Consider the following 20,870-nt stretch of genomic DNA (forward strand, 5'->3'; position numbering starts at 1 on the left):
CGGGGTAGTCAGCGCGGGAGCTGATCGAAGAGCCGAACAAGTTCTTCGCCGGTGGCGCGACCGATAGCGCAATCGCCGGTGGTGATGTCGATGAACTCGGGGTGTCCGATCCGGCCGTCGACCGGCGTCTCGATCACGATCTGGCAGTCGTCCCGCTTGAGAATGGAGGCTGCCTTGGGAAGGTAGTACTGGCGGGCTCGAAATCCGCTGATCGTGATGTCGGTGACCGTAGCGTTCCACATCCCCAACGGCACGGTGAACTCGAGCGAGATGTTCTGCAGGCTCGACTCGTCGTCACTGTCGAGTCTGAAGGCGCAGTGCCAGGGGTTGGTATTGACGTACTGGTGCGGGTCGTGTCTTTTCCCGATCGTGTCGAGCGCCTTGCATGGGTCGAGGGCGGCAAGTCGTGAGTTCCGCTGGGTGCGTGGGGAATTCGCGCGTAGCGGGCGTTCGAGCCGATGCGGGACGATCGCGGTGGCGAGGTCCAGCGCTGCGGCGCATTGGTCTTGCGGTTGGTCTGCGCGCCCAGCGCCGGCGAACGCGTCGATCTCGATGCTCCGGCGGTCATTGACCGGGACGTTCGCCGTGCAAGCGCCCTCCTGGCGGGTGAAGGTCCATACCGTGGTGTCGCCGACCTGGTGCGGCGTGAGGGGCTGCGTTTCAGACTGCCGTCGATAGGCCTCGGTAGGCCCATCCATGTCGACCATGATCCGGGCCGGATCCGCCGGGTGTGCGGGCGTGAAGGTTACCCAGCAGGCGTAGAACGTGTTGTTGAGCTTGATGTCGTCGGGCGTGCCGATCCGTTGTATCGCCGCGTCGTCGAAATAGCCGCACGGATCCATCGGGCGCATGGTCTCGCGTTCGGCGAGCATCGCCTTCTCTTCATCCGAGAAAACCTGCTCGGAGCGGCCCGCGGACGAACACGACGACACGGCGGCCGCACCGGACAGCCCGATTACGATGGCAGCGACGATCTTCCTCACCGGAGGGACGCTACGACCTCGATGTCATATTCACGCGGATCGATGATCATCAAAAGATCACTCGGCCCTCACGGACCGAGGACATCAAGTACGAGCACGACTGACGTCGCGATCGAGAACGCAAGGAAGACCAAGGCTCCCAGCATGTTCCGGTCGCCGCTGCGGACGTGCGCAACGATCGCGCCACTGAAGTAGAGCACCAGCCCGATCGCGGCGGCGATCGCGACGGTCGGGAACCAGATGCCCCCGATGAGACCGACCGTCGCGGCGATCTGCAGGCTCCCGAGCACGGTGAGCTGGGAGGTGGTGAGGTGGACCGCTTCCGCGAATTGACGTATCCATGCTGGGCGCACGAACTTCATCGCTCCGGACTGGAGCATCGCGAGAGCGAGCAGGACGGACAGGATAAGAGCTGCGATGTGCATGATGGAAACGCTAAAGATCCGATAGGTACCCTTTGGTAACCTTCGGACTGTGAGCTCTGCTGCCGGAACCATGTTCATGTCGGACTGCCCTGCGCGCACTGCCATCGAGATCGTCGCGAACAAGTGGTCCGTAGTCACCCTGTACGCGCTCAAAGACGGCCCCAGGCGGCACAGCGAACTCGTCGCCCTGTCCGGCGGGATCTCCCGGAAGGTGCTGACCCAGACCCTGCGCCGACTGCAGAGCAACGGCCTCATCGAACGACAGCGTTACGCCGAAGCGCCCCCACGGGTGGAATACAGCCTGACCCCGCTCGGCCGGACCCTCCAGGAGCCGATAGCGATGCTGACCGAGTGGGCGCAGACGCACGGCGAAACACTCGTCGACTTCCAGGAATCGATCGCCGCGAACCAGACGCACTAGATTCCGGCGACAATTGTTGTGCCCCCGGCGTATTCGCCTCAGGGGTGGCGCGCGCGGAGGCCGTCGATGAGGATCGACAGCAATCGCGGCCCTCGTGCGTCGAGTTCGGCGTCGTCCAGTCGCGACAACCAGCTGATGAGCACGATGACGTCACGGGCTTCGGCGTCGGCCCGGACGCTGCCGTCCGAGCGGCCCGCGGCCAGCAGCAATTCCACCGCTGCACCGATCGGGCCGAGGCTATGGGCGGCAAGGTCGTGCCAGGTCGCTGCCTCGAAGGCGGCGAACACGTCGCGCTTGACCCGGGCGTAGGCGGCGACCCGGTCGAACCACGCTGCCAACGCATCCAGCGGCTGGTGCGCTGCCAGCAGGCGCGGCGCCGCGGCGACCACCTCTTCCACCTCATGGCGATACACCTCGGCGAGCAGATCCTCGCGTGTCGGAAAGTGCCGGTACAGCGTGCCCTGCCCGATACCGCAGGCCTTCGCGACCGCGTTGAGTTTCAGTTCTCCCGGCTCGCGCACGAGATCGCGTGCCGCTCGCAGGATCAGTTCGCGGTTGCGTTGTGCGTCCGCACGCCGCGTTCCGCCGCTCTTGACAGAAGCGGACACTTGTCCGCTAAGGTCGTCAGGGTAACCGGACATGTGTCCACTATAGTTGGAGGATCCTCATGACCATTCAGGGCAAGGTCGTTGCCATCACCGGAGCCAGCAGCGGAATCGGCGCGGCGACAGCCCGTCACCTCGCCGCACTCGGCGCGGTAGTCGTGCTCGGCGCCCGCCGCACCGACCGGCTGGACCGACTGGTCGCCGAGATCGAAGCCGCCGGTGGGCGAGCGGCCGCCACGCGCGTGGACGTCACCGATCCCGAAGACCTCCGGTCGCTCGTCACCGCCGCCGTCGACCGTTTCGGCAGCCTGGACGTCTTGGTGGGCAACGCGGGGATCAGCAAAATCAGCCCCGTTGCGGACTTGAACATCGAGGACTGGTCGGCGATGGTCGACGTGAACGTCAAGGGGATCCTGCACGGGATCGCCGCGGCGCTGCCGGTGTTCCGCCGTCAGGGCAGTGGCCACCTCGTCACCGTCGTCTCGACCGCCGGCCTGAAGATCGTTCCCGCCCAAGCGGTGTACGCGGGAACGAAGAATGCGGTACGCACCCTTCTGGAGGGACTGCGGCAAGAAAGTACCGACGGGGTGCTGCGGACGACGTCGATTTCTCCCGGCTACGTCCGTACCGAACTTATCGACAACGCCGTCGACGATCCCGCCGTGCGCGAGCAGATGGCTCGGAGCATGTCCGATTTCGGTATCGACCCCGCGGCGGTGGCCCGCGCGATCGCCTTCGCGATCGACCAACCCGACGACGTCGAAATCGGCGACCTGACCATCCGGCCGACCCGCCAGGGCTGAGACACATTCATCGGCAATGCCGACGAAAGGTGTTGGTGCCCAAGCGATCAGCCAATTCGTTACATCTGCGGCAGCTGCTCGCCCTGCACCACTTCGATATCGAGGTCGATCTTGACGGTGGTGCCGACGGCGGCGACGCCCGCGCGAACGAGGACGTTGTAGTCGATGGCGAAATCGTTGCGGTGTAACAGTGTTTCGGCGTGGAAGGCGGCGCGCACGCCGCCCCAGGGGTCGGGGCCGCATCCGCCGTAGGTGACATCGAGATCGATCGGGTGGACCTGTCCGTGCAGGGTGAGTTCGCCTGCCATTACCCAGGTGTCGCCGCCGGTGCGGCGGAAACTGTTGCCGGTGAAGCTGATTACCGGATATCGCTCGGTGTCGAGGAAGTCGGGGGAGCGCAGATGGTCGTCGCGCATGCCGATGCCGGTATCGATGCTCGCGGCCTTGATCTCGGCGAAACCGGTCGACTCGCTGAAAGTCTCGGCGATGTTCAGTCGGCCGTTGACCTCGGCGAAGCGGGCCTTGATACTGGCGATGCCCAGGTGACGTGCGGTGACGATCACGGTCGAGTGCACCGGATCGATGGTCCATGGTCCCGGCGGCGGGGTGGCCACCACACCCGCCTCCGGTTCCATGGTGATCTCGCCGAGGCGGCCCGAGCCGTCGCCTGCGGCGCGGGCCATCTGCGCCACCGGTCGGAAGCCGGGGGCGGTCACGACGGCGGTGTACGTGCCAGGGGGCAGCGGCTCGGTGCGTGCCGTACCGGTGGCATCTGCCGCGGCCCGCGCGACCTGTCGGCCGCTCATATCGGTCACCGTCAGAACCGCATCCGGTACCGGCCAACCGTCCGCGGTGTGAATGCGCGCTGTCAGTCCGCTCATGGCCGCGCTGTCTCCGACAAGCCCGGGTCCTCTGTGGTCACGCTGACCGCCTCCTCGTAGCCGAACCGCACATCGTGCGTGATCTCGGCACCGGCCAGGGTGATCTGGCTGGTCACCGGCGGATAGCCGCGGGCGACCACCGTGTATTGCCCCTCGGGTAGATCGCGCAGGACGTACCGCCCGTTCTCGTCGGTGCGGGTAGCGGCGATCGGTTCGCCGGCCGCGTCGAGCACCGTGACGTAGGCGTCCGGCACCACCCGTCCGTTGGCCGAGGCCGACCCGGCCAGCACCGACATCGGCGAAAGCTCGATGTCGTGCTGCAGCAGGCCGCTGTCGGGCACGGTGAGCGTAATCGCGCTGGGCCGCATGCGTTCGGCGGCCGCCACCAGGGTGTAGGTGCCCGATAGCACGCCGTGGCAGAGGTAGGCGCCGTCGGTGTCGGTAACTGCCGCGCCGACGACCTCGCCGCGCATATCGGTGAGCGTGACGGTCGCACCGGAAATGGGTTCGTGGCGCCCGGCCGTGCGCACTACGCCGGACAGTTCACCGGATCCCAGCAGCGTGAGGTCCAGCGCCTGCGGCTGCTCGCCGACGGTCACGTTCACCGCCGCGGGCTGTAATCCGCCCGCCGACACGATCAGCACATATCTGCCCGTGGCGGGCGCGCCGATGCGGTAGCCGCCGTCGGAACCGCCGGTCGAGCGCGAAACCTGGTGTCCGCGTTGGTCGATCAGTGTCAGTGCCGCACCGGCGACCGCGCGGCCGTCCTCGCGACGGATGCTGCCGCCGATTGAACCGCCTCCTCCTGCGCGAGTGGAGAACCCTGCGGCCGAATTCGTCACGGCCAGTTGGCTGACCGCCGCCGGACTCAGCTGTGCCCGGCTGCCGTTGCTGCGCCCGACCGCACCGGCCAGCACCGGTTCGGGCTCGCTGAGCGCCTGGGCGGCGCCCTCCCAGACCTGTGCCTCGTCCCACGAGTCGGCGCTCGCCGCGACCTTCTCGCTGGGCTCAGGAGCCGGCGCCCCGGCATCCTGCAGCGGGATTTCCTTCATGAAAAGCAGTACCACACAGGCCAATAGCGCCACCGCGGCAGCGGAGTAGAAGACCCCGTGCAGCGAGTCGGTGAAGCCGATCAGAATCGGCTGCTTCACCGCGTCCGGCAGCGCGGCGATACCACTGGTGTTGCTCTGCAGGCTGTCGAGCTGGGATGGCGCGAATCCCGGTGGCAGCCGCCCGCCGAAGGCGTCAACGATCTTGTGCGGCAACAAGTTGAACATGATCGTCAGGAACACCGCGACGCCGAGCGTGCCGCCCATCTGTCGGAAGAAGGTGGCCGAGGCGGTGGACACCCCCATATCGGAGGGCGGTCCCGCGTTCTGCGCCGCGATGATCAGCGTCTGCATACACCCACCGAGACCGAACCCGATGATGCCGCTGTACAGCAGCGGCTGCCACACCGGACTGTCGAACAGCACCTGCGCGTACAGCGCTGCGCCGCAAGCGATGACGAAGGTGCCGACCACCGGCAGGAACTTGTACCGGCCGGTGATCTTGGTGACCCGCCCGGCGATCTGTGAGCCGATCATGATGCCCGCCACCAGCGGCAGCATCAGCAGACCCGCCTTCGTCGGCGAATACCCGCGCACCACCTGCCAATACAACGGAACCATGGACAGCGCGCCGAACATCGCGACACCGACGATGAAGCCACCGGCAATGGTGACGCTGAACGTCGAACTCTTGAACAGCCGCAACGGAATCAGCGCCGCGTCCTTCATCAGATACTCGATGAAGACGAACAGCAGCAGTCCGACGGCCCCGATCGCGTAGCAGATGATCGCGCGATTCGAGCCCCATCCCCAGCCGCGTCCCTGCTCGGCGACGATCAGCAGCGGCACCACACAGATCGCCAGCGCCACCGCGCCGAGCCAATCGACCCGGTGATTCTGTCGCTGATGGGGCGCATTGAGCACTCGGAACACCACGGCCAGTGCGATCGCGCCGATCGGTACGTTGACCAGGAACACCCAGCGCCAGCCGTCGATCCCGCCGAGGCTGTCATAGCTGGACAACCAGCCGCCGAGCACCGGGCCGAGCACCGTCGCGGTGCCGAAGACCATCATGAAGTAGCCCTGATACCGCACCCGTTCGCGGGGCGGCACGATATCGCCGATGATGGTGAACGCCAACGACATCAGGCCACCCGCGCCGAGACCTTGCAGGCCGCGGAATCCGGCGAGCTCGTACATCGAGGTCGCGAACGTGCACGCGGTCGAGCCGAGCACGAAGATGCCGATCGCGGTGAGGTAGAACGGCTTTCGTCCGTAGATATCGGCGAGTTTGCCGTACAGCGGGGTGCTGATGGTCGCGGTGATGAGGTAGGCCGTGGTGGCCCAGGCCTGTTCGTTGAAACCGTGCAGGCTGTTGGCGATCCGCACGATGGCCACACTCACGATGTTCTGATCCAGTGCGGCCAAGAACATGCCGAGTAACAGGCCGGACAGGATCGTCATGATCTGTCGGTGCGAGAGCGCTACTCGCGCACCGGCATTCGAGTCCGGCGGTGCCATGGTGGTCGGATTCGTCATATTTCAAAACCTATTGTGGTTCGGTCATACGGGGCGGGGTGGTTTCGATCGCGGTATTGAGCCGGTCGAGCAGGTCGGTCAGCGCGGACCGTTCCTCGATCGGCCAGTCGGCCAGCAGTCGGGCAATCCAGAGGTTGCGGCGGCGGCGGTTCCGTTCGAAGACCCGCACGCCCTCCGCGGTGGCCGCCAGCACGCACGCGCGGCCGTCGATCGGATCGGCCCGGCGCTCGATAAGGCCGTGTTCCACCAGGGTTCTGGTCTGCCTGCTGATCGTGGAGATCTCCGAGTGCAGTTGCTCGGCGAGCTTGCCGGTGCGTTGCGGGCCGTCGTGCACGAGGCAGAACAGGACCGCGTAGGCGAGCCGCTCCAGGCCGTCCGGCCCGTGTTCGGACAGCTGCGTTTTCGTGCGGTTGATCAGTCGTACGAACCGGACCAGTTGGGCGCCGAGTCGATCGGCGTCGTCGAGCGCAACGGCGGCGGCCGTGGGATCGACACCGGCAGCGGTCATCGCGATTCACCTTCTTGCACACCTACAAACTTGCTTAGCGCCTGTAACTAGTTGCTTCTGCCAACTATACATTCAACGCACCCGGCCAAGCCATGGCCAATCCCGAACGGATACCTCAATGTTGCTGCCCGAGATCATCACTGGAGGCGGACCGTGGCCGACCTCAGACAGGCAACGGATCCTGCCCGTGGAACTGACGCCCGTTCGCGGCGGACTCGCGCACGGCAGCGAACCCGTGGGCGAGCATGGCCTCCTCGTACGCGGTGATCGCGCCCTCGGCGACAGCCGCGTCCGGCCCTTCGCGCAGCGCGGACGCCAGCGCGGCCCCGTCTCGCAGCGCGGCGTTCGCCCCGGCCCCGGCCGCCGGGCTCATCGCGTGGATCGCGTCGCCGAGCAACGTCACTCGGGTCGAAACCCATGGCGCGAACGGCACGCTCGTCCGGATCACCAGGGGGAACACGGTTTCCAGCGCCCAGCTCGACACCATCGCCCGCACGCGCGGATGCCATCCGGCCACCTGCGCGAGCGCAAGCTCGCGCAGCTGCTCGCCGGAGAGCCCGGCCAGTTCCTCGTCGGACAGGCCGATCGCCTCCCGTCGCAGGCCGACCGAGCAGGTCATGAACGGTTCCGGGTGTGCCACCGGCGCCACACCTACCATCGTGTGGCCGGGGCCGAGGATCATGCTGAACACAGCGTGCATCTCGTCGTCGAACAGCGGTCGGGTCGCCTCGTGCAGCGGGATCTTGCCGTACAGCTGCCGCAGCCCGGTGTCCTCGATCCGCGCGTGCGGCAGGTACTGGCGCCGGACCGGCGAGTTGACCCCGTCCGCACCGACGAGCACACCGCCGCGCGCCGTGGTGCCGTCGGCGAAGTACGCCGTGACCCCGTCGGCGTCGCTTTCGTAGCGGGTGAGCCGCTTCCCGAAGCGGACACCGTCGAGCCCGCTCAGCAGGATGTGCCGCAACGTCATGCGATTGACGTTCACCCCAGGCTCGGGGAACTCCGTCACGGACTGCAACGCGAGCTGGTCGTCATAGCGCGGCACTGTCGGCCGCGGCCGCAACGACGTGGCCTCGAACCGCGCATACAGCTCGTCTGGCAACACCTCTCGCAACGCGTGGATGCCCGTCCCGTCGATGTGCAGCCGGTACCCCTGCAGCCGCGACTCCGGCGACTCATCCCGTTCGTAGACGGCACAAGGGATTCCAGCGCGCTGCAGCCCCTGGGCGAGGCACAGTCCGCCGATCCCCGCCCCGACCACGAGAACGCCGTCCTCCGGCCGCAACCACTCCGGCACAGCGTTTTTCGACACGGCACTATTTGACACAGCACAGCCCCTTCACAGACGTCTCGACTGAAAGGGACGCACAGGTTCTCGCGCGCCGCCCACGGCGGCAGCGAGATGCTGGGCGAATCTTCCGGACTAACCCGTACCGGAATAAGTCTTCGCGCGTCCTCGTCCTCGAGGCTACCGGATTCGATCACCACCTCGCCAGACCACATGGGTGAGCGGAACCCGGATCGTCTTGCAGCGCGACGACGTTGCCGGAAGACGGTGCGAGCGGCAGGCATTCGGCGGACAACTGGTTGTCCTCTGAGTTTTCGGCGCGTCCGTGAGGGGGCGCTGAGACACTGGCGGTGCCAGCCTGTCCAGCGTTGCCGGGTTGCGGCGTCGAGTGTCGATCGGTGGGGACAGGAGCGTGATCGCATGTCGCAGAGGTCGAATCAGCGGGGACCCCGGGGTGCGGATGCGGTACTGCTAGCGGCCGGGTTGGCGGATCTGGCGCTCAGTCGGGTCGGTCCGGTCGTGGGTAAAGCGCTCGGGTTACTGCGGCGTTCGGATCTGCCTGGATTGGCCGGTGCCGCCGAGAGTGATCTCAAGGCGCGAGGGCGGTTGGCGTTGGATCGGAATGCGCTGGTGCCGCCCGCTCACCTGGAGATCCTCGCGCAGCAGGTCGTCGCGCGCGAAAACGGTTCCGGTGCGGACTGATAGGTACGACGCCTGCGCTTTCAAGGCTCGCGTCGACGACATTCTCGAGGAGTTCGTCGGACAGGAACGCGACCAACTGCTCGATATCGATCCGCGACTACGTCCGGTGGCTGATCAGCTCGTAATGGCGAGTGGGCATGGGAAGCGGTTGCGGGCGGCGTTCTGTTACTGGGGTTGGCGCGCGGCGGGGCAACCGGACAGTGATGCCTTCGTGCGGGCCGCTGCGGCTCTGGAATTGGTGCACGCGGCGGCCAGTGTGCACGACGACATCATCGATGACAGCCCGCTCCGGCACGGATTGCCCACCGCGCAAACAGCCCTGCACGCGCCGCGGCATCGCGCACCAGCGTTCGAGCAGACCGGAAAAGCCCTCGCCATGCTGGTGGGGGATCTGCTGATGGCGTTGGCGGGCCAGTTGTTCGTGACCTGTGGTTTGCCTGCGGCGTATCTATCGCGGGCGCGCCCGCTGTGGGCGGTGCTTGCGCGCGAGCTGATCGCCGGTGAATGCCTCGAAATCCTGTGCACCGGTGCGATTCCCGATGTCACCGAGTCGCTCAAGGTGGTGCGGTACAAGACCGCCAAATACACCGTCGAACAGCCCTTGCTCATCGGCGGTGCGTTGGGCGGCGCGGATGGTCGGCTGCGGAAGGCGTTCTCTGCGTATGGATTACCGCTGGGTGAGGCGTTCCAGCTGCGCGATGATCTGCTCGGACTCTTCGGTGACCAAACCCGTACCGGCAAGGCGAATCTCGACGATCTACGCGCCCGCCGCCCCACCGCCCTGCTCGCCGAAACCTGGCACGCCGTCGATGATCCGCAGCGCGAACGACTTACCCGGTTGCTGGACCTCGACGATCCCGACGACGTCGATCTCTGCGAACTGCGCGACCTGATGACCAAGGTCGGCGCACCCGCTCGAATCGAGGAGATGATCACCGCCCGAGTCGAGGAGGCCACGCACGCCCTGGCCGATGTGCCCGCGCCCGCCGCCCGCGCGCTGACCGAGCTGGCCAACGCGGCAACCACGCGCCGCTACTGATTCGCCACCGACGCAAGGAGTTTCGATGACCTACACGCGAGAGTCGATGGACGCGCTGCGACTGCACGGTGATGAACTCGCCGACGCCACCGTGGCCACCCTTTTCGAGCGCGGGGAGGTGGGCAAGTTCAACACCCTGATGCGCTATGTCTCCACCGCCGGTTCACCGCTGCCCGACGACCTGCCCGAGGTCGCCCGCGAGTATCTGCACTCGACCGCCGCGCCGCCCGCCTGGGTGGACTGGGACGAGATGGAGAAGGCCAGGCTGTTCTTCATCGACAACAACGTGCACATCTCCACCGCGCTGTCCTTCGCCTCGATGCCCGCGTGTTACGTCGTCCCACAGGTGGCAAAACTGTTGTCGGCCACCCATTCTCTGGAGTATCCGTCCAAACGGATGGCCGAGACCGGACAGTTCACCGTCTATCTTATGCAGCCCGACGCCTTCGAAGCCGGTAGCCGTTTCGTCCCCGCGGTGCAGAAGGTACGGCTGTTGCACGCCGCGATTCGCCACCACCTGGCCCGGGAAAACCGCTGGGACACAGCGCAATGGGGCACGCCGATCTGTCAGGAGGACATGATCGGCGGTCAGATGCTGTTCTCCATGCTGGTGCTGGACAGCCTGCACCGGTTGAACATCCACATGAGCGTGGACGGTGCCGAGGCTTACTTCTACGCATGGCGAGTGGTGGGTGCGATGCTCGGCGTCGATCAGGAGCATGCGCCGAAAGACGTTGAGTCGGCACGAGAATTCCTCGACCTCTACCTGCTCCGGCATATGGGTCCGAGCGCGGAGGGCGTAAAACTCACTCGCCAACTCATCGACCTCTACGAGGAGGTCGTGCCAGGCAGCCTCCTCGACCCGGTGGTCTCCGCCCTCATTCGCTACTTGATCGGCGACACCTGCGCCGACTGGCTCGACGTGCCGCGCACCGCATGGGACACCGCGATCAAGGCCGTGCCCGCGCTGCTCGGCGTCCTCGAAACCATCGAGGACAGTTCGCCTTTGGGGGAGTGGGCGCTGGATCGCCTCGGCCACCTCACCGCGTTGTTCGAACTCAGCTCACTCACCCGAGGCCGCGTCATGCAGTACGCCGTCCCGGAAGAACTCAAGTCCGACTTCGGCATCTCTTCAGTGGCGTCACGCGCGAACCGCTGGATTCCGCCGGAACCCAGCATGGCCACCGGTTAGCTACGTGCGAGGCGGGTTCAGCGCCTTACGCCTGCTCGAGCCGTGGCTTGACTGTGCGTCAAATGCAATGCGAGAGAGCAGGCTTCGACCCATCGTTGCACCGCCGATCAGGGCAATACAACAGCCGGGTCGATGCCTGTCGCACGTGTCGCTCAGGACATGCGAGGAATCAGCGTCGACGCAGTGTGGGATCGAGCAGGGCGGGTGGTGTGTCGTTCTTCTCGTCTGCGGCTAGGTCGAGACCGGGAGTGACGATCGTGTCGATCGCGTCGAGGATGTCGGCGGAGAGGACGGTGTCCGCGGCCGCGAGTTGCGAGTTCAGGTGGTCGATGGTGCGGGGGCCGATGAGCGCGCTGGTCACCGCCGGGTGTGCGGTCACGAAGCCGAGTGCGAGTTGGATCATCGTCAGGCCGGCCTCGTCGGCGACCTTGGCGAGCTGCTCCACGGCATCGAGTTTGGCCCGGTTGGCGGGGACCGTGGTGTCGAAGCGTTGTGGCATGAATGTCGAACGGCTGGTGGCGATTTCGCGGCCCGCTCGAATCGCGCCCGACAGCCAGCCCGAGGCCAGCGGGCTCCACACCAGCACACCGAGTCCGTACTGCTCGGTCACGGGCAGTACGTGAGATTCGATGCCGCGCTGCAGGATCGAGTAACTGGGTTGTTCGGTGACGTAACGGCTCAGGTGGTGTGCCCTGGCGGCCCACTGGGCCTGCACGATCCGATACGCGGGGAAGGTCGAGGATCCGAAGTAGCGAATCTTGCCCGCGCGCTGCAGGTCGGTGAGCGCCGAGAGCGTCTCCTCGTCGCTGGTGTTCGGGTCCCACCGGTGGATCTGGTAGAGATCGACATGGTCGACGTCCAGTCGGCGCAGGCTGTTGTCCAACTCGGTGATCAACCAACGGCGCGAGCTGCCCCGATGGTTGCGTTCCTCACCCATCGGCAGATACGCCTTCGTCGCCAGCACGATGTCGTCCCGTCGGCCCGCGATGGCCTTGCCGACCATCTCCTCCGACTCGCCGGCACTGTAGGCGTCGGCGGTATCGATGAGGTTGATCCCGGCCTCGAGGGCGGTATCGACGAGGGCGGTCGCGTCGTCCTGGGTGGTCCGCCCGACCTTGCCGAAGTTCATCGCGCCGAGCGCGAGGGTGCTGACCTGCACGCCGGTGCGGCCCAAGGTGCGGTACTGCATGAGAGTTCCTCCTGAAGGTGACACGGCTTGTTCGTTTCGAATAAGCGGAACGCCGTTCCGTTAACGAATATACGGAACGGCGCTCCGTTTGCCAAGTGGGCTGCCGAGATGCCACCGCCGAGGCGGGATTCTCAGCTGCGGAGCGGAAGTTGGCGTGCTCGGGGCCGGGGCGCGGGCGGTGTCGATTGATCGTGCGGTAGCATCTCGCAACTAGAGGTTGCTCCTCCGTTTACGTCCTCCTATCGATCCGCACCCCTACCGTGCGGTAGGTAGACAGCGGCCGGGCGAGGGAGATGTTCGCAGGCAACGCGGGCCGCGAAGGTGCTGTACACGGGCCCTGAAATCAGCACAATCCGGTTACCTCTAGGAGAACCTATTCGTGTCCGTATACCTGTATCGGTGGGGCAAGTTCGCGTTCCGTCGCAAATGGATCGTGTTGCCGGTGTGGCTCGTGCTCCTCGGCCTGCTCGGCATCGCGGGTAGCCTGCTCAGCAAACCGATGAGCAATGAGTTCAGCATGCCGGCGCTGCCGTCGGAACGTGCCACTCAAATCCTGGACAAGCAGTTCCCGGGGATGTCCGAGCAGTTCGGCATCGATGCGGTCAGTGGTGCGTACGTCATCAAGGCGCCCGACGGTACGAAGCTGACCGACCAGAACAACAGTGCCGCTATCGATGCGCTGATCGCCGACCTGAAGGCGCTGTCGGTCGACGACGGAAAGCATCAGCTTGTCAGCGCGAAAGACGCTGCGGCACTGAAGAATCCGGTCGAGGTAACCAAGGCGATGGGCTGCCTGGCCGACGCCGACCCGGCCGTGTGCTCCGGCGCGCCGCTCAATGTGCTGAGCAAGGACGCCCCGGCCACTGTCGCCGTGCTGTCGGTGCCGTTCGATATCGCCTCGGCGATGGACATCACCGACGAAGAACGCCATGCCGCCTACGACGTGGCCGCGCCCGCCCGCGCGCAGGGCCTGACCGTCGAACTCGGCGGGGCCATCGCACAGAAACAGGAGCAGCCGAGCGGCCACGCCGAGATGATCGGCATGGGCGTGGCGCTGGTGGTCATGGTGATCGCCTTCGGCGCGATCATGGCCGCCTTCGTGCCGATCATCACCGCGATCGTCGGCCTGAGCGCCGCCATGTTGACGATCTCGCTGAGCACTTCGATCATCGAGGTCCCGAGCTTCACGACGTTCCTGGCGTCGATGATCGGGATCGCGCTGTCCATCGATTACGCACTGTTCATCGTCTCCCGCTACAAGCACGAACTTCGGGTTGCGGACAGTCCCGAAGAGGCTGCGGGCATTTCGGTCGGCACCGCCGGATCGGCGGTGGTGTTCGCCGGACTCACCGTCATCGTCGCTTTGACTGCGCTGAGCATCGTCGGAGTGAACTTCCTGACCTTCATGGGTCTGGGTGGCGCGGTCGCGGCCTTCTTCGCCGTGCTCACGGCCATCACGCTGATGCCCGCAGTGCTCGGTGCGTTCGGCCGTTTCCTGTTCAAGCCGAAGCTCCCGCTGGTCGCCAAGCACGACCCGGAAGACGACACGTCCGTCACCAATGGCATGCGGGTGGGCCGCCTCATCGGTAAGCGACCATGGGTCGCGCTGGCCTTGGCCGTGATTGCCCTTGCCGCACTGGCGACTCCGGCCCTCAACCTGCAGCTGGGTCTGCCGGGCGAGGACAGCCTCCCGACCGACTCCACCGTCCGACAGGCCTACGACATCCGGACCGCGGGCTTCGGCGAAGGCCGCAACGGCATCCTGACCGTGGCCGCCGACCTGGCGAACGTGCCGGAAGGTGAACGCGCAGCGGCAGTTACCGCGCTGCGAGACCGGCTCGCCGCGTTCCCGGAGATGGATTACGTCACCACGCCGCAGTTCAGTCCGAACAAACTCGGCGTCATGCTCAACGGCGTCCCGAGATCGGGGCCGAACAACCAGGCCACCAAGGACCTGGTGCGCGACGCCCGCGCCGCCGAAGGCGAGTTGACCGAGCGGTACGGCCTCGAGTACGGAATCACCGGCACCACAGCGATTTACGCCGATATGGACCACGTGCTGCTCGGCAAGATCGTGCCCTACCTGGCGATCGTGGCCGGTGCCGCCTTCGTGCTGCTGATCCTGGTGTTCCGGTCCATCCTGGTGCCGTTCACCGCGGCACTCGGCTTCCTGCTCTCCATGGCGGCGACCTTCGGCGCCACCGTATTGATCTTCCAGGAGGGCACTTTCGGCCTGATCGCCGATCCGCAGCCGATCGTCAGCTTCCTACCGATCATGTTGATCGGCTTGGTGTTCGGTCTCGCCATGGACTACCAGGTGTTCCTGGTGACCCGCATGCGCGAGGAATATGTGCACGGCACGTCGGCGAAGGACGCCATGATCGCCGGGTACCACCACGGTGCCCGGGTGGTCACGTCGGCGGCGATCATCATGATCTCGGTGTTCGGCTCCTTCCTGCTGGAGAACGACGCCACCGCCAAGTCCATGGGATTCGCGCTGGCCTGCGGCGTCGCGATCGACGCGTTCGTGGTGCGGATGGTGCTGGTGCCGGCGCTGCTGGTGATCATGGGCAAGCGGTCCTGGTGGATGCCGAAGTGGCTCGACCGCATCCTGCCGGACATCGATGTCGAGGGTGCGAAGTTGCGGGCGCTGCGGCCCGATCATGTTGAGCCTGAACCGGAGCAGATACTAGTCTCGACTGGTGTCCCACCTGAGGATGCGAACAGCGATGCGGCACAACATTTGTCGGTCGTGACGATCGAGAAGGCTGTCGCCGCAACGAGTGGCCGGACGATCAACGGCCGCATCAGCCGGGATAACGGACGCCCGGTGCTGGACGCGGTGCTGACACTGATCGACCCACGCGGACATCAGGTTTCGCGGGCGATCGGCGATGGCGGCGGCAATTACACCATCGAGTCGCCCAGGCTGGGCAGCTACGTCCTGATCGTCTCGGCGAACGGACATCAGCCGGCCGCGGTGAACGTCGCCGCCGTGGACGGTGCGCAGCAGGTCGACATCACGCTGCAGGGCGACGGCGAGTTGTCGGGTGTGGTGCGCACCGCCGCTCGCGAGCCGGTGGCCGGTGCCACGGTCACCGTGACCGACCAGCGTGGCGAGGTGGTCGGTACCGCCGTCACGACGGCGGACGGCGCGTACGCCTGCACGGGTGTGCAGGCCGGAACCTACACGTTGGTGACGGTCGCCGCCCGGATGCGGCCCGCCGCAACGACATTGACCGTGCCCGACACCGGCCGGTTCCGCTTCGACGTCGAGCTCGCGCCGATGGCCATGCTGTGGGGAACGGTGCGGGCCGAGGGCCGGGCGGTGCCCAACGCCCGGATCACCGTGCTCGACTGGTCCGGTGCGGCCGTCGGCACCGCCCGCACCGACGAGGACGGCCGCTACGCGGTGGCCGACCTGCCGGAGGGCGAGTACACGGTGGTCGCTCGCGGCTATCCGGAGGTGAGTGGCCAGGTGACCATCACCGGCAGCCAAGTCGACCACGACGTCCGGCTGAGCTTCGACGCCGACGAATACGCCGAGCTGTCCTGAACTTTCACTGCGACAGGAGCTCGACGTATCCGTCGGTGCCGTTCACCCGGATGCGCTGCCCGTCACGGATCAGCTCGGTGGCATGCTCCACGCCGACGACGGCGGGCAGCCCGTATTCGCGGGCGATCACCGCGCCGTGCGTCATCAGCCCGCCGACTTCGGTCACCAGACCCGCGATCGCGACGAACAGCGGGGTCCAACTCGGATCGGTGTAGGCGGTGACCAGGATGTCGCCCGCTTCGAGATCGGCCTGCGCGATATCGGATACGACGCGGGCGCGACCTTCGGTCGTCCCGGCGGATACCGCCATGCCGGGCAGTGCGCCCGTCGGCAGGTCTTCGCGCCGATACGCCCCGGTGAGTGCCTCGCCGTTGGAAGTGAGCACTCGTGGCGGGGTGAGCGCCTGATGCGTGCGGAAGGCGTCCTTGCGCTCATCGATGAGTTCAGCACTCGCACTTTGTGTTCGGACTACCTCACCGAGTTCGTTGAACCGGAGGTAGAAGATGTCTTCGGGCTCGCGTAGCACGCCCGCCGCCACCAGGCGTTCGGCCTCCTGCAACAGGGCCTGCTTGTAGACGAAGTAGCGGCTGACCATGCGGTACTTGGGATACTCGCGATACCCGGAGAACATGCGGACGCGGTCGATCATCCGCGCGGTCTCCTCGGCCTTGTGCTCCCCATCCGGCAGAGCGCGCAAGCGTTGCAGGAGTTGCTCTTTCGTCTGCTCGGCGTCGCGCAAGCCGTCGGCGAAGCGCTGCCTGCCCGCGCCCGGCCCGAAGTTCCTGATATTGCCGAGGATTGTCGGCACGAGGGTGGCGGGGCTTTCGCTCCAGCGCGGCCGGGTGATGTCGATCTCGCCGGCGCAGCGCATGCCGTACGTGTCGAGGAAGCCCTCGATCGCGACGCGTGCCTCGTTGCCGCCGGGGTATCCGGGCAGCTCGGCCAAGAAATCGCCGCCCGTCTGCTCGACCTGCCGCAGGTAGGCCACCACTTCCGGATGTGGGCGGAGCACGTCGGCGACGTCGAGCAGTGCCAGCCCCATCTCCGACGTCACGTTCCCGGGAACCGACTGGGTGAGCGCGTCGGCGGCGTTCTTCTCGCCGAGCCATTCCTGCAACCGATCGTTGAGCCAGAACGAGGCGTCCATCGCGGCATTGATCACCTGTAAACCCTTCGGGGTGAACAGGACTCGCTGCAGTTCCTGGATATCGGCCCGGATGAAGTCGAGCAGACTCGGCCCGGACTCGGTCCGGATGTCGCGGATCAAGGTGGCGAGGGAGGCTTCACTCGCCGCGATCAGCTCGGTGACGACGGCGGGATCGGTCTCGATCGGAGCGGGCGCTGCGGGCGGTGCGGCGGCCGAAACCGCCTCTGGCACTTGATGAACGAAGCCGCGATCGATCACGGTCCGCAGCGCGTCGCCGATCAGCGGATCGGACTTACCGAGCGCCTCCGCCACGCCGGTGGCGGTTTTCGGCGACGACAGCGCCTTGGTGACATCCACGAATAGCCGGCCGCCCGCGTCCCGCATGGGCGCGCGGCTCGTGAGCTGCCACAGCGAGATGCCGAGTGGCTTCATCGCATCGGTCATCATCTGCTGATGGCCGACCGAAACATAGACGCGGTTCTCCTCGTCGGCGGCCACCGGAATCGGGAAAAGCGTGGTGATCGGCCTGCTCTGCACGATGCGGATGGCGCCGCCGTCGAGGCACCATTCGATGTCCTGCGGGCTGCCGAAATGGGCTTCGATGTGGCGACCGAGTTGTGCGAGGCGGAGCACCTCGGTGTCGGCGAGTGCCGGTTCGTCGCGGCGCTCCGGTGCGATCTCCTGCACCTGGGTTCCGCCGGCCGGTGCGGGTTCGACGGCGAGTTTCTTGGTGGCGATCGTCCTGCCGATGATATTGCCGTCGCGCACCTGGTAGACGTCGGCGTTCACGAGGCCGGAAACGAGAGCCTCGCCGAGGCCGAAGCCGGCGTCGATGGACACGACTGTCCGGTCGGAGGTAAGCGGGTCGGCGGTGACCAGGATGCCCGAGGCGCGCGGGAACACCATCCGCTGTACGACCACCGCCATCCGAATTGCCTTGTGGTCGAATCCGTTTCGCAGGCGGTAGGTGACGGCCCGCTCGGTGAACAGGGAACCCCAGCACCGGCTGACGTGTTCGAGGATTGCTGCGGACCCCACGATATTCAGATAGGTGTCCTGCTGGCCCGCGAAGGACGCGGTGGGCAGATCCTCGGCGGTGGCGCTGGATCGGACCGCGTAAGCGCCATCCGCACCGAGGCGGGCGTGCGCATCGATGATCTCGGCCGCCACGTCATCGGGAATGACGAAAGCCTCGATCGCGTCGCGAATCTGCGCGCTCCGCACGCGGATCGCTTCCCGATCGTCCGCTTCGAGGCGGGACAACTCGTCGAGCCGCCCCCCGATCGCCACGGTCCGCGCGAAGGCGTCGGTCGTCACACAGAAACCGTCCGGCACCTCGACGCCATCGACCCGCGACAGCTCACCGAGGTTCGCCCCCTTACCGCCGACCATCGCGATCTGCCTCCGGTCGATCTCCCCGAAGCCGAGCACATACGCCATCCCGTTACTCCTCACCTGGCGGTCTCTGCATTCCGGAAGCGATTAAGGACCACCAATCGTCGGCTCACGAGCCCCCGGAAGAGGGAAGCTGGGCGGCTGCTGCGCACGAATCTTGATGGCGCGCACGGTATTGCTGGCAGTTGTGTGCGCGCGGTGCGAGTTTGTGCGCTACACCGATTGCGGCGTGACTCCCATCGGACCGGCGGCCCGATGGGAGTCCGCGATCCACGATGCGTCAGGCGGAGGCCAGGGCTGCGGCGCTGAGGGGAGCGAGCACCGCGGCGAGCGGGCCGAGCACCGAGCTGCCGGCTCCGGCGATCGAGCTACCGCCGTCAAGGGTTGCGCTGCCGGAGCTGAGAGCGGCGCTGCCTGGGCCGAGAGCAGCGCTGCCCGGGCTGAGAGCCGCGCTGCCAGGGCCGAGGATTGAGCTACCGGACTCCAGGCCTTCTGCTAACGCTGCTCCTACTTTGAGGGCGGAGCTGATGGTGGTCAGCAGCGAGGTGAGATCCGCTGTCGGAGCGGCCATTTGGACACTATTGGCCGGTGTGTTCGCGGGGGTCGTTGCATCTGTGCCGCTAGGTGCGGCCGGTGTGCTCGCGCTGGTGTTGAGGGCCGCGCTGCCCGACTGAAGGCCCTCCGCGAATGCCGCTCCCGCGTTGAGGGCGGCGCTGATGTTGGTCAGGAGTGCGGTCACATCGATTGGCGGCAGCGCGCTGTGGGCACCGGGGCGGGCGGTTTCCCGCGCGTCGCTCTGATGGTGGGGTTTGGGTGCGTTCGTTCGGCCGGGCAGCTCCGTTTTCGGATCGAACGGCGTGAGCGGCAGCCCGAGTCCGTTCGGTCCCACCTTTTGACTGGACGGCTGATCCTGCGCGTCCGAGTCGGTGGCGGGTCGCACCGCATGGATCGGCCGGTCGGGCTGGGCGGCCGCGACTGGCTGCACGTCGGTTGTCGTGATGGCCGGCTCGGCGGCCGGTGCTAACGGCGGTAGCTCGGTCATGGTGGCGGTCAGGATCGCCGCTTGATTCTCGGGCGACGGCCCGTGCTGCGTGGCGATTCCGGTCGCGATCAGAGCGGTCATCGAGAGCATGGCCAACCGCATCGAACCGAGAGGGTTCCGCCGTACGTTGTGTTTGCCCATCAGTTGTCGTCCTTAGTAACGAATCGATCGATTCAGTTGTGCCCGCACATCGGTGTCGCCGGATGCGACGAACCTGGCGCTGCTACTCGCGCCGGTCCGCCCTTGGCCGAGCATGGGTTGAGACGAAGATCGAACATGTCCGGTGTCCTGAGATGCGGCCATTTCGGATGTCACGGATCGTATCGGACGGTTCGCCTTCCCGCTACGTTATGAAGTCGAATATCGCGGGCCGTAGCGACCCGATTGCCACCAGGCCGTTAGGGCTTGCTGAAGTGGTGCCGAGATCTTGCCTACGCTCCGGCCGAGATGTTAATGTTATTCAAACGTAATACGAACCGTGGAGTCTGAATTATGCGTCTTTCTCCCGCTCTGACCCGTTCCTCACTTACTTGTCTTGTCATATCTGCGTGTTCCGCCTGGCTGATCGCCTGGGGCCCGCCGGCCCTCGCGGCGCCGCAGGCTCAGCCCGTCGCGGCCACGGTGGTCAGTCTCACCAATGCCGAACGCGCCAAGGCCGGATGTCCCGCCTTGGCCGAAGAAAGCCGCCTTGACCAGGCCGCGCAGGCGCATACGGCGGACATGGCCGCCCGTGGCGTCTTGGATCACAACTCATCGAAAGGCAGTCCGGGTGATCGGATCAAGGCAGCTGGATACCGCGCCCGCGCCTGGGCCGAGAATATAGCTTCGGGGCAATCGACCGCTGCTGAGGTAGTCGGTGGCTGGATGCGTAGTCCGGGCCACCGTGCCAATATCCTGAATTGCAGTCTTCGTGATATCGGTGTCGGATTTGCCAAGGACCGAAATGGCACTCCTTATTGGACGCAAGACTTCGGTACTTCCAGTGGGCAGGGCTCGAATCAATCCACCGGCCGTGCGCGTCGGTAAAGGTTCTCGGTAACCGAATCGGACATATAGGAAATTGGGGCGGGGAAGCCGAATTTCCAGACCGATAAGTATTCTGACTA

17 protein-coding genes and 1 pseudogene are annotated in these 20,870 nt (G+C 66.0%); 8 read left to right on the forward strand and 10 right to left on the reverse strand.

The genetic code is table 11. From position 1 onward, the window contains the following. Positions 1-8: 8 nt before the first annotated feature. Both ABZ942_RS28255 and ABZ942_RS28260 read right to left on the reverse strand, forming a co-directional pair. The gene (locus tag ABZ942_RS28255; protein WP_357387113.1) at positions 9-983 is read right to left on the reverse strand and encodes a hypothetical protein; all 975 of its coding nucleotides are present in this window, start codon (positions 981-983) and stop codon (positions 9-11) included. A gap of 68 nt (positions 984-1,051) precedes the next feature. Next, positions 1,052-1,408, reverse strand: a complete 357-nt coding sequence (locus tag ABZ942_RS28260; protein WP_357387115.1) for a DoxX family protein — start codon at positions 1,406-1,408, stop codon at positions 1,052-1,054. A gap of 49 nt (positions 1,409-1,457) precedes the next feature. Here ABZ942_RS28260 and ABZ942_RS28265 point away from each other — a divergent pair, with 49 nt between their 5' ends. Continuing rightward, positions 1,458-1,829: a helix-turn-helix domain-containing protein gene (locus ABZ942_RS28265; RefSeq protein WP_357387117.1), complete on the forward strand. Its 372-nt coding sequence runs from the start codon at positions 1,458-1,460 to the stop codon at positions 1,827-1,829. A gap of 38 nt (positions 1,830-1,867) precedes the next feature. Here the strand turns inward: ABZ942_RS28265 and ABZ942_RS28270 are convergent, their stop codons facing one another. Further along, complete coding sequence (locus tag ABZ942_RS28270) at positions 1,868-2,437, reverse strand: helix-turn-helix domain-containing protein (protein ID WP_357387119.1); 570 nt, start codon at positions 2,435-2,437, stop codon at positions 1,868-1,870. A 59-nt stretch (positions 2,438-2,496) separates the two neighbouring features. Here ABZ942_RS28270 and ABZ942_RS28275 point away from each other — a divergent pair, with 59 nt between their 5' ends. Next, positions 2,497-3,237 (forward strand): SDR family oxidoreductase, encoded by a 741-nt coding sequence (locus ABZ942_RS28275; RefSeq protein ID WP_357387121.1) that lies wholly within the window; start codon positions 2,497-2,499, stop codon positions 3,235-3,237. A gap of 59 nt (positions 3,238-3,296) precedes the next feature. On the opposite strand, the gene ABZ942_RS28280 is transcribed toward ABZ942_RS28275, so the two are convergent. From ABZ942_RS28280 to ABZ942_RS28295, 4 genes are all read right to left on the reverse strand, one after another. Next, positions 3,297-4,118, reverse strand: a complete 822-nt coding sequence (locus ABZ942_RS28280) for a YceI family protein (RefSeq protein ID WP_357387123.1) — start codon at positions 4,116-4,118, stop codon at positions 3,297-3,299. Further along, entirely contained in the window at positions 4,115-6,706 is a 2,592-nt protein-coding gene (locus ABZ942_RS28285) for an MFS transporter (RefSeq protein ID WP_357387125.1), read from the reverse strand. The genes ABZ942_RS28280 and ABZ942_RS28285 overlap by 4 nt, the downstream gene beginning before the upstream one ends. 10 nt (positions 6,707-6,716) lie before the next feature. Then, entirely contained in the window at positions 6,717-7,214 is a 498-nt protein-coding gene (locus tag ABZ942_RS28290; RefSeq protein WP_357387127.1) for a MarR family transcriptional regulator, read from the reverse strand. Positions 7,215-7,377: 163 nt separating this feature from the next. Further along, positions 7,378-8,526 carry an NAD(P)/FAD-dependent oxidoreductase gene (locus ABZ942_RS28295; protein ID WP_357387129.1) on the reverse strand — a complete coding sequence of 383 codons (1,149 nt, stop codon included), beginning with the start codon at positions 8,524-8,526 and terminating at the stop codon, positions 7,378-7,380. 396 nt (positions 8,527-8,922) lie between these two features. Here ABZ942_RS28295 and ABZ942_RS28300 point away from each other — a divergent pair, with 396 nt between their 5' ends. Genes ABZ942_RS28300 through ABZ942_RS28310 form a run of 3 tightly spaced genes read left to right on the forward strand, consistent with a single transcriptional unit; the run spans position 8,923 to position 11,435 of the window. Next, positions 8,923-9,204 (forward strand): hypothetical protein, encoded by a 282-nt coding sequence (locus tag ABZ942_RS28300; protein ID WP_357387131.1) that lies wholly within the window; start codon positions 8,923-8,925, stop codon positions 9,202-9,204. Further along, positions 9,194-10,243 carry a polyprenyl synthetase family protein gene (locus ABZ942_RS28305; RefSeq protein WP_357387133.1) on the forward strand — a complete coding sequence of 350 codons (1,050 nt, stop codon included), beginning with the start codon at positions 9,194-9,196 and terminating at the stop codon, positions 10,241-10,243. Before ABZ942_RS28300 ends, ABZ942_RS28305 begins: the two co-directional genes overlap by 11 nt. A gap of 25 nt (positions 10,244-10,268) precedes the next feature. After that, positions 10,269-11,435 (forward strand): oxygenase MpaB family protein, encoded by a 1,167-nt coding sequence (locus ABZ942_RS28310; protein WP_357387135.1) that lies wholly within the window; start codon positions 10,269-10,271, stop codon positions 11,433-11,435. Positions 11,436-11,604: 169 nt separating this feature from the next. On the opposite strand, the gene ABZ942_RS28315 is transcribed toward ABZ942_RS28310, so the two are convergent. Next, positions 11,605-12,624, reverse strand: coding sequence for an aldo/keto reductase (locus ABZ942_RS28315; protein ID WP_357387137.1), 1,020 nt, complete (start codon positions 12,622-12,624; stop codon positions 11,605-11,607). A gap of 379 nt (positions 12,625-13,003) precedes the next feature. Here ABZ942_RS28315 and ABZ942_RS28320 point away from each other — a divergent pair. Both ABZ942_RS28320 and ABZ942_RS28325 read left to right on the forward strand, forming a co-directional pair. Beyond that, a pseudogene (locus tag ABZ942_RS28320) lies at positions 13,004-15,280 on the forward strand (MMPL family transporter); the annotation flags it as partial. A 96-nt stretch (positions 15,281-15,376) separates the two neighbouring features. Beyond that, positions 15,377-16,180 carry a carboxypeptidase-like regulatory domain-containing protein gene (locus ABZ942_RS28325; RefSeq protein WP_357387933.1) on the forward strand — a complete coding sequence of 268 codons (804 nt, stop codon included), beginning with the start codon at positions 15,377-15,379 and terminating at the stop codon, positions 16,178-16,180. Positions 16,181-16,184: 4 nt separating this feature from the next. Here the strand turns inward: ABZ942_RS28325 and rph are convergent, their stop codons facing one another. Together rph and ABZ942_RS28335 are read right to left on the reverse strand one after the other, a co-directional pair. Beyond that, complete coding sequence (rph, locus tag ABZ942_RS28330) at positions 16,185-18,767, reverse strand: rifamycin-inactivating phosphotransferase (protein ID WP_357387139.1); 2,583 nt, start codon at positions 18,765-18,767, stop codon at positions 16,185-16,187. Between the two features lie 235 nt (positions 18,768-19,002). Further along, entirely contained in the window at positions 19,003-19,845 is an 843-nt protein-coding gene (locus ABZ942_RS28335; RefSeq protein ID WP_357387141.1) for a hypothetical protein, read from the reverse strand. Between the two features lie 411 nt (positions 19,846-20,256). On the opposite strand from ABZ942_RS28335, the gene ABZ942_RS28340 reads away from it, so the two are divergent. Continuing rightward, positions 20,257-20,790 (forward strand): CAP domain-containing protein, encoded by a 534-nt coding sequence (locus tag ABZ942_RS28340; protein WP_357387143.1) that lies wholly within the window; start codon positions 20,257-20,259, stop codon positions 20,788-20,790. Positions 20,791-20,870: the final 80 nt, after the last annotated feature.

This window comes from Nocardia sp. NPDC046473, from assembly GCF_040645995.1.
Taxonomy (GTDB): Bacteria; Actinomycetota; Actinomycetes; order Mycobacteriales; family Mycobacteriaceae; genus Nocardia.